The organism is Hymenobacter sp. CRA2 (assembly GCF_002007105.1).
Taxonomy (GTDB): Bacteria; Bacteroidota; Bacteroidia; order Cytophagales; family Hymenobacteraceae; genus Solirubrum.
Genome location: NZ_MVBC01000024.1, coordinates 24,098 through 33,403, shown reverse-complemented (window position 1 = coordinate 33,403; position 9,306 = coordinate 24,098). Strand labels below are relative to the sequence as shown.

Here is a 9,306-nt window from a genome sequence, read left to right as displayed (position 1 = left end):
CGCAAAAGCGCGCGGCCACTTGGGCCTGCCGGGCGCCCGGCTCGGCCAGCGCCTGCGCCACGCGCTGACGCAAATCCATCGAGTATGCTTGCATACAGCCGCTTACGTACGCGGAGCGCCAGCAGCTACATTGTCTGTGAATCTGCTATAAATGCCTCTGTGGTTATGCTCCGATTGGTGCTTATGATATTCGAATAGACTTCCGTTCCGGATTCTATTGTCGAATCCGGCAACCAGAAACAATCAATAGAGTCGAAGTAAGACTTCTTGACGGTTTGGTGGTAGCGGTTCAAGTAAGTCGATTCGTTTTGACGACCTATTTGCTCGGCTATGGCATAGGCCTCATCAAAGGAAACGGCGTGAACTATAATGATACTTTCTTCATACGCAGCGTAATCAGCTTCATAAAATGCATCAATAGCTGATGGGTTCGGTTCGCCGGAGATTGTGTATTGATTAATGATTCGTACACCAAACCATTTCTTCTCTTCTGAATTGCTTGTGCCAGGCCGGTCCATAGTAAAAAATATTGGTGGTTAGGGCTTCGGTATTCTTTCGAAGGTGTCAACTACGCGCATATAATCCTCTGGCTCGATGAATATATGAAAGCATTGGTCGCAAACCCACGTTTCATTTGCGTAATAGCCGCCAGTTTCGATATCATTTGAATTACCATTGGCAATGGTCATCCAGCAGATTTCGCAGTGAACATGGGAAGAATCCGGATAGACTTCAGAATAGCGTAAACGAGAAAAATTGCCTTTCCCCTTTCGGGCTACTTCGACGTTATCAATCAAATAATTGATTTCTGAGTTGCCACGATTCGGAATGCGCACCCATTCACCGTTGTAACGCTTGTCTGAAAGGCTCATTACGGATGAAAAATTAGAACGTCATGCTGAGCCCCGCCGAAGCATCTCTACCGCTTCGTTGAGTCGTTCGGTAGAGATGCTTCGGCGGGGCTCAGCATGACGGCCGGTTTCAGCTACAACCGCTACTTCAGCTCCAGCAGCACCACGTTTTCCACGTGGTGGGTGTGCGGGAACATGTCCACCGGCTGCACGCGCGTCACGCGGTAGGTGTCGGCGAGCAGCTCCAGGTCGCGGGCCTGGGTGGCGGGGTTGCAGCTCACATACACCACGCGCGGGGCGCGCAGCTCGATGAGGCGCTGTACCACGTCGGGGTGCATGCCGGCGCGGGGCGGGTCGGTGATGATGACGTCGGGGCGGCCGTGCTGGTCGGTGAAGTCCTTGGTGAGCACGTCCTTCATGTCGCCGGCGTAGAACTTGGTGTTCTGCACGCCGTTGATCTGCGAGTTCAGCTTGGCGTCTTCGATGGCCTGCGCCACGTACTCCACGCCGATAACCTCGCGGGCCTGCCGGGCCACGAAGTTGGCAATGGTGCCGGCACCGGTGTACAGGTCGTACACCAGCTCCGAGCCGGTGAGGCCGGCAAACTCGCGGGCCACCTTGTAGAGCTCGTAGGCCTGGGCCGAGTTGGTCTGGTAAAACGACTTCGGTCCCACGCGGAAGCGCAGCCCTTCCATTTCCTCGTGGATGTAGGGAAGGCCCTTGTAGCACACCACTTCCAGCCCGTCGAGCGAGTCGTTGCCCTTGTCGTTGAGCACGTAGTTCATCGACGTGATGCTGGGGAACTGCTCCAGCAGGTAGTCCAGAATCGTGGGGATGAGCTGGTGCTGGCGGTAGAACTGCGCCACCACCATCACCTCGCCGGTGCTGATGGCCGTGCGGATGGTGAGCGTGCGTAGCAGCCCGGTGTGCTTGATGATGTTGCCGAAGCGCAGCTGGTTTTCGCGGGCGTAGTCGCGGAAGGCCAGGCGAATCTGGTTCGACGGGTCGGGCTGCAGCCAGCAGTGCTCGATGTCGATGATCTTATCGAAGCGGCCGGGCAGGTGGTAGCCCAGCACGCGGCGGTCGTACTGCTTGGTTTCGTCCTTGATCTGCTCCGCCGTCAGCCAGCCCTGGTAGCTGAAGGTGTACTCCAGCTTGTTGCGGTAGTAGGTCGTCTGCGGCGCGCCCATGATGGGCAGGATTTCGGGCAGCTCCACCTTGCCGATGCGCTGCAGCGTGTCGTTCACCTGCTGCTGCTTGTACATCAGCTGGGTTTCGTAGGCCAGGTGCTGCCACTTGCAGCCGCCGCAGGTGCCAAAATGCTGGCAGAAGGGCTGTACGCGCAGGTCGCTGTACTTGTGGAAGAACACCGGCTCGGCTTCGAGGTAGCTCTTCTTGGACTTGGTCACGCGCAGGTCCACCACGTCGCCGGGGGCCACGCCCGACACGAAAATGACGAGGTTGTTGTGGCGCACCAGGCACTTGCCTTCGGCCACCATGTCTTGTATCTCCACGTTGCGGAGGTCTTCCGCCGGGATTTTCTTTGGATTGGGCATCACAGGATTCACCTTACAAAGATAGACCACGGATTTAGACTGATTTTTCGGATTTCACGGATTTTGTGGATGGAGCGAGGTATAGCCCAAATAGCGGTTTGTGGGGTTTTGCTTTGGTGGGAGAGTGTTTCATCTTACTTGGAGGGTGTTTTCGATTAGTCGAGAGGTGTTTCTCTTCCCTCGGGAGGTGTAGCTGATAGAGAAGTGGCAAGGGGCAGCGCAGCGGGCAGGCCAGGACTTACCGCACCGCCTGTGCCGGCGTCGACTTGGGCACGTACAGCAGCGCGTCGAATTCGCGGCGGAGACTGTGGCGGCTGAAGGGCTGCGCGTAAGCTTTCAGGGCACCTTCGCGCAGCAGCAGGTTTTCGAACAGCCACTGCGTGCCGGGCATCAGGTCAGGCGTGCGCACGTCGAGTAGGGCCGTGGGCAGGGCAGCGGCCCGAAAATAATGCTCGTAGCTGCCAACGGCTGACGGCGCCGCCGTGGCCGTGATAAACGCGGGTGGGTCGTCGGAACGCAGAGCGCGGAACGAGCCTTCGTGGAAGACCAGCCCCACGGCCAGGTAGTCGGGGCCGTACTGGCGGCGCAGCTGCATGCCCAGGGTTTCGTCGTCGCGGTTGTAAGTGGAGAGGGTTTCGTTGTGCGACCACACCACGGCTTTGCCGCCCGAGGCCTGCGCCCGCGCCCACTGCAGGTTTTCGGCCAGGCAGGCGTAGCGGTACGACGGGCTGAGGCCCCCAGGCAGGGCGTGATAGAGACTGTACTGCTCGGCGGCCCGCAGCAGCTGGGGCAATACCGCTGCCTCGTTGGGCAACGGGTGGTACTGGCTGGAAAGCTTGGCTGGTACATCATAGGCGGCGCGCAGCTCGGCCAGCAGCCGGCGCACATCGGTCAGTAGGGGCGAGGTGTCGTCGGGCTTTTTCAGCAGGTTCAGGCGGAGGTCGGCGGCTTCCAGCTCCCGCAGCCGGCGCTGCAGCTCGCTTAGTTTATCGGCGCGGTAAGAGGAGCCGGCGGGCAAGTGCTGGCGCAGGTAACGCAGGCTCTCCGGCGCTTCGCGGATGTCGAGGCCCAACAGCTGCAGCTTGGCGCCGGTGGCGCGCTGGTTGTAGCTGCGCATCCACTGCACCAGGGCCAGCATTTCGGCCGTGTCCCAGGTGGGCAGCTCGGCCACCAGGGCTTTAGGGTCGCCCTGGCCGGTTTGCAAGTAGTCGTTCAGGGCCAGGCAGGGGCCCAGGTCGGCTTCGAGGGCCAGCAGGCGCACGCCTTTTTGCTCCACCAGGTAGCGAAACAGGCGGTGCTTGAGCTGCATCTGCTCGTGCGAGCCCAGCGTGACTTCGCCCAGCCCAATGATTTTGCTCGTGCCCACCAGCTGCCCGAAAGCCGCCAGGTCTTTCTGGTCACCGCCGTCGGGAGCGGTGGTGCGCAGCGGGGCGGCGGCTTTGCGCAGCCAGGCCAGCTCGGCAGCCGTGGGCAGGCCCGGCGTAGGCGGAGCCACCGGCGTAAAGCCGTGGCCATTGACGAGCAGCTCCACGTGGTCGAGCCACACGGCGCCCGCGCCGGGTTGCAGCAGCAGGGCTAGTTCGGAGTGGTTATACTTATCGGAAATAGGGATTTTAAGCTCGAAGCGCTGCCAGCTGGCGGGGCTGGTGGAGGCAGGTAGAGGTACCGTTATCAACGTGTTTTTCCACTTGAACCGGTCGTAGGGAAACGTGTGCCGGTCGCTGTTGCTGATGAGGCGGTATTGCAGTTGCGCCGGCGCGTTGGCGGCCGTTTCGTAACGCACGTACCCGCGGATGGTCAGCGTTTTGTCCTGCAAGGAGTCGAGCGGAACCACGCCCAGGTACACCGGCATAGCTTCGGGGCCGGTAGCGGGCACGCGCAGGCTGCGCCGGCCGTGCTGCACCACAGTTGAGTCGGGCTGCCAGCGGCGGGGCCAGGCTTGGGGGCCGCGCACTTCGGCTGGGCCACGGCGCTCGAAGTCCCAATCGGGTAGGGGCGTACCGGGTGGCAGTAGTAAGGGCTCAGTACCGGGCAAGGGCGCATCGACGTAAAGCCGGCCGTGCTGCTGCAGCTGGAAGTTGTCGGTCCAGAGGCGGCCGCGCCCGTTGACGTGCAGCGAAACCGATAAAGACTCCGCTTCCCGGCTCACGGGCACCTGCACCCGGAGCTGCTGCCAATCGGCCGTAGGCGCTACCGAGGCCGCGTCGTTGCGGGTATTATTGTTCGAAAGCGTCTCGTTGATGCGGCCGGAATACCCGCTAAGCCAGGCTTGGCCCACAAACTCCTCCGTCCGGATCCAGACGGTGAACGTGACGATTTGCCCGCGCAGCGAGTCGGTGACGGGAAACGAGGCCGAGACGTAAGTGCCTTCTGGCTCCTCCGCCCGCGAGGCGTCAATCAGCAAGCTGCCGCGGCCGTGCTGGGCTCGGCTAGTGGTGTCGAGGCGGATGAGCAAATCGTCGGGGTGCTGGCGGCGGGCCCAGAGCAGCAGGGGCCGGTGGCCGTTGGCTTCGGGCTCGAAATCGAGGTTGAGGATAACCTGCCCGTGGGCCGTCAGGCTGCCCAGCATCAGGGCCAGAATGGATAGAAAACGCATAATATCAAGGGGAATAAAGCAGCCGGAAGGTAACGGAAAACGGCCGCCCGGATATGCTCCGAACGGCCGTTTTGCCGGAATCGTACGCGGCGCTTACTTCACGATTTCAAACCAGCCTTTGGTGGTCTTGCCGGCGGCATCTGTAAACAGGAAGTAGTAAGTGCCAGCCGGTTGGGCGTCGCCCTGCCAGGTGTTGCGGTAGTCTTTGGTGCGGTACAGCTCGCGGCCCCAGCGGTTGTAAATGGCCATGGTGTTGCCGGGGTAAAGCTGCACGTTGCGGATGTAGAACACGTCGTTGAGCCCGTCGCCGTTGGGCGTCATCACGTTGTAGAACTCCAGCGGGTTGGCAAAGCGCTGCCCGGCTTCGTTCGACCACGACTGTACGCCCGCTATGGTGCTCACCACCTTGATGCGGAAGCTCTGGTCGAAGCCGGCGGCGCTGCTGGCAAAGCTGGTGCTGTAGGTGGCGCTGGCACCGGCCGGCACCGTAGCCACCAGCTCCGCGGTGCCGTTGTCGGCCGTGCGGTACACCTCGTAGCGGCTCACCGGGAAGCCCTGGTAGGCACTCCAGCGCAGGTCCACGGTACCTTCCCGGCGGCCCTGGCCCAGCTGCGAGCCGGTGACTTCCAGGCGCACGGTGGTGTGGTTGGTGCTGCTGAGCACCGTGCCGCAGCTGTTGAGCAGGTCGAGGCGGTACTCGTAGGCCGAGGCGTCGGCGTCCACACTGGTGTCGTCGTAGGTAGCGGCGCTGTTGACCACGGTGGCTACCTGGGCGAAGGCGCCGGTGCTACCGGCCGCGCGGCGCATAATGCGCACCTGGTTGGCGTTGTTGGCGCGGTCGGCCACGTTCAGGGCCAGCGTGATTTTCTGGTCGCTGCTCAGGTCCACCGAGGCCGTGCGCAGGGCTACTGTGGCGTTATCGAGGGGCAGCGTAATGCTTGTTGCCGGCCCCGCGCAGCCAAACGGCGAGGTTTCCGTCACCACGAGGCTGCGGGCCGTGGCCGTGGGCGAGAAGTTGATTTGCACGCGGCCGGTGTTCTGCCCGCTCACGACGGTGCCGCCCGTCACCGTCCACTGGTACGAGCTGCTGGCGCTGGCCCCATTAATGGTGTAGCTCACGCCGCTGAGGCCTTCGGGGCAAATGCTCCGCGGTCCGGCCACCGTGGGCGCTACGGGCAGCGGGTCAACGGTGAACTGGCGCGTCGCGGCGGGACCGGCGCAGCCCGCGGCGTTGGTTTCCGTGGCCGCCAGGGTGTAAGTGCCGGCGGTCAGGCTGGTCAGCGTCAGGCTGCCGGCCGTGGCGTTGGGCACGGCCGTGCCGTTGAGCATCCAGCGGTAGGTGGAGCCGGCGGTATTCGGCACCGAAAACGTGCCCGGCGCGCTGGCGCAGTAGCGCATCGGCCCGCTGATCTGCTGGGCTACCGGCGTGGGCAGCACCGTCACGTACAGGGTATCGGAGGTGCCGAGGCAGCGGCCGCCGGCGGGGTTGCTCGATTCCGTGGCTACGATTTTGCCGATGCCGGTCGTGGTCCAGTTCACGCTCACCGAGCCGCCCGTAGTGCTTACCTGCGTGCCGCCGATGATCTGCCAGCCGTAGGTCGAGCCGTTGGTCGGCGTCGGAATCTGATACGTCTGCGCACCGCTGTTCTGGCACACGCGCAGCGGGCCCGTCGGGCGCTGGGTGGCCAGCACTTGGTTGATGCGCACCGGGAAGACGGTTGTGTCAGAGGAGCAGCCCGTGGTGGGGTCGATGCGGAAGGCCCGGATGCTGGCGGCGTTGCTGGCCGAGCCCCAGTTCACGGTAATGGCGGCCGTGCCCTGCCCGCTGGCAATGCTGCCGCCGCTCACCAGCCACTGGTAGGCTGCACCGCGCGGACGGCGAATGGAATACGCCACGCCCTGCACCGTGGGGCACACCGAAGCCGAACCTTGAATGGTGTCGGCCAACGGCCGTGGGTTTACCACCACCTGCACGGTATCGGGCCACGAGCAGCCCTGCGGTGTGCGGGCTGTGAGGATGTACTGCTGGATAATGGGCGCGCTGGTCGTGTTGATAAGCCTGACCGTGGGCTGGGCCGCCGTAGCGCTGCTCAGGCCCGTGGCCGGGCTCCACTGATAGCTGTACCCCGCCAAAGCGGCCGTGCCAATTCGGGTGACCTGGCCCGAGCACACCGTTGCGTCGGCGCCGGCCCGCACGTCGGCCGTGGGCCGAACGGTAACCACTATCGTATCCCGCGCCTGACAGCCTTGGGCGGTCGTGGCCGTCAGGACGTACTGCTGCGTCAGCGACGCCGTGGTGCTGGAGTTGGTGAGCGTGACGGTGGGCTGGGCCGCCGTAGCGCTGCTCAGGCCCGTGGCCGGGCTCCACTGATAGCTGTACCCCGCCAAAGCGGCCGTGCCGATCTGCGTCGGCTCGCCGGGGCAGATGGCTATATTGTTGCCGGCACTGGCCTGCGCCAGCGGGTTCACCGTCACCGTGACGGTGCGGGTAGTGGTGCATACCCCGTCGCTGGACGTGACGGAGTACGTAGTGGTCTGGGCGGGCGAGACGGTAATGCTCGGCCCGGTAGTCGGCGGCAGGGTGCCGCCCGTCCAGGTGTAGGTGGTGCCCCCCGTCGCCGTAAGGGTGACCGACTGCCCCAGGCAGATGGCGCCGACCGAAGCCGTGGCGGCCAGGTTACTGCCCGGGCGCAGGCTGATGGTACGGCTCACCGAGTCGCTCTGGCAGCCGAAAGCTGATACGTTGCGCACCGTCACGCGGCCCTGTCCCGGGCCGGCCCAGAGCACCTGCACCGAGGAGCCGTTGCTGGCTCCCTGAATGGTGCCCCCGCGTACGCTCCAGCTGTAGCCGCCGGCCGGCGCCGGGCCCGAGGCCGTGTACGTGCGAATCTGGGAGGCGTCGCAGATAACCGTATCCCCGGCCAGGGCCGTGGGTGCTGGGGCCCGGGTCACGAGGATCTGAAATACTTCGGCCACCGTTTTGGCGCCGCAGGCCACGTCGGTGGCCGTCACGGCTACGTCGTAGGGAGTGGCCCGCCCGTCGCCGCAGCGCGGGGTGAAGACAAACTGCCCGTTGGCGCTACCTGCCGTGCCGGTGATGGTGACGGTGCCCGTGCCGGTGCTGGAGAGGACGCCGGCTTGACCCGCAAACGTGGCGTTGAAGTTGCCGGGGCCGTCGAGCAGGGCACTGTTAGCTCGTAGGTTGATGGGGTTCCGGTCGGCGTCGGTGGCGGCGATGCTGAAGGAGAGCGTCTGTCCTTCCTGCACCGTAAACGTGCGCTGCGAAAGCGTGGCGGCGGTAAACTGCGGACTGATGTTCGGCGTACACGTGCGCGACACCAACTGCACGTCGCGGCGGGTGGTGCCCACCAGCACTTCGGCGCCGTTGATGCGGCGGTACTCCTTCACGTCGACGGCCACCACGTACTTGCCGATGGAAGGCGCCGAGTACCGGGCAATGCCCGTGCTGGCATTGAGCGAGGCGTAACTGCCGGTGCCCGGGCCAAACGGAAAAATCAGGCTAAAGCCCGGCGCGTAGGTAATCGGCGCGGGCGGCGGGGCAAACGGTGCCGTCGTCGGCGAGCCCTGGTACGGAGTGCCAAACGTATAAATCAGCCGGTCGCCGTCGGCGTCGAAGGCGTTGTTGATGACGATGCTGGTGTCTCCCTGGCACACCACCACCACGGCCGTATCGGAAAAGACGGGCGACACGTTCGGAATCAGCGGCGGCGCCATTTCCGTGTACAGCGTCATGTTCGTCAGGCCCGGGTTGTTGATGTTGTTGACGTCGTTATTGCGGGCGTTATCGGTGTACACGGCGTAGTAGCCATCAAACGAGAGAGGCAGGTTTACGATAGTGGTGTACTTGGCCAGCGTCACCGGCACGTTGCCCCCCGGAATAGAGCAGCCACCGGGCGTGGGGGGCGTGATGTAGGCGAAGCTGGTGCGCGGAATACGCAGGTTGCCGGTTGTCGACGGCGTCGGGGTGTTGATGGTCGTCAGCGGAATGCGCGCCCCGTTCTGCGACTTGTTGTAAAACCATACGTCCACGTCGGGGCGGCCCTGGCCGTTGGGCGTGGCGCCGCTGTTGGTATTCACGTACACCACCACGGTTATCTGGTAGCGGAAAGGCGCGGCGGCCGGCCCGTTGGCGTCGAGGTAGCGGTAGTTCATTTCGCCGCCCAGCAGGTGAGTGGCCTGGGCTGCGCCCGGGCTGAGCAGGGCCAGCAGCACCCAGAGCGCCGTAAAGCGGAATAAAAGTTTGAGCATAAAAGGAAAGTAGAGATTCAGAGAAGAGGCTGAC

5 protein-coding genes are annotated in these 9,306 nt (G+C 63.6%); all 5 read right to left on the bottom strand.

Annotated elements, in window-relative coordinates; genetic code table 11:
* Positions 1-125 precede the first annotated feature (125 nt).
* Complete coding sequence (locus B0919_RS23780; RefSeq protein ID WP_078014807.1) at positions 126-518, bottom strand: DUF4288 domain-containing protein; 393 nt, start codon at positions 516-518, stop codon at positions 126-128.
* Between the two features lie 18 nt (positions 519-536).
* A complete protein-coding gene (locus tag B0919_RS24960; protein WP_139362358.1) occupies positions 537-872 on the bottom strand; it encodes a hypothetical protein in 336 nt (111 codons plus the stop codon).
* Between the two features lie 122 nt (positions 873-994).
* Positions 995-2,407 carry a 23S rRNA (uracil(1939)-C(5))-methyltransferase RlmD gene (rlmD, locus tag B0919_RS23775; RefSeq protein WP_078014806.1) on the bottom strand — a complete coding sequence of 471 codons (1,413 nt, stop codon included), beginning with the start codon at positions 2,405-2,407 and terminating at the stop codon, positions 995-997.
* 238 nt (positions 2,408-2,645) lie between these two features.
* Positions 2,646-5,003 (bottom strand): erythromycin esterase family protein, encoded by a 2,358-nt coding sequence (locus B0919_RS23770; RefSeq protein WP_078014805.1) that lies wholly within the window; start codon positions 5,001-5,003, stop codon positions 2,646-2,648.
* A gap of 93 nt (positions 5,004-5,096) precedes the next feature.
* Positions 5,097-9,272 carry a gliding motility-associated C-terminal domain-containing protein gene (locus B0919_RS23765; RefSeq protein ID WP_078014804.1) on the bottom strand — a complete coding sequence of 1,392 codons (4,176 nt, stop codon included), beginning with the start codon at positions 9,270-9,272 and terminating at the stop codon, positions 5,097-5,099.
* Positions 9,273-9,306: the final 34 nt, after the last annotated feature.

Excerpts from the sequence above, each read along its gene's own strand:
- rlmD (WP_078014806.1), bottom strand. The coding sequence starts at position 2,407 with ATGCCCAATCCAAAGAAAATCCCGGCGGAAGACCTCCGCAACGTGGAG.
- B0919_RS23770 (WP_078014805.1), bottom strand. The coding sequence starts at position 5,003 with ATGCGTTTTCTATCCATTCTGGCCCTGATGCTGGGCAGCCTGACGGCC.
- B0919_RS24960 (WP_139362358.1), bottom strand. The coding sequence starts at position 872 with ATGAGCCTTTCAGACAAGCGTTACAACGGTGAATGGGTGCGCATTCCG.
- B0919_RS23780 (WP_078014807.1), bottom strand. The coding sequence starts at position 518 with ATGGACCGGCCTGGCACAAGCAATTCAGAAGAGAAGAAATGGTTTGGT.
- B0919_RS23765 (WP_078014804.1), bottom strand. The coding sequence starts at position 9,272 with ATGCTCAAACTTTTATTCCGCTTTACGGCGCTCTGGGTGCTGCTGGCC.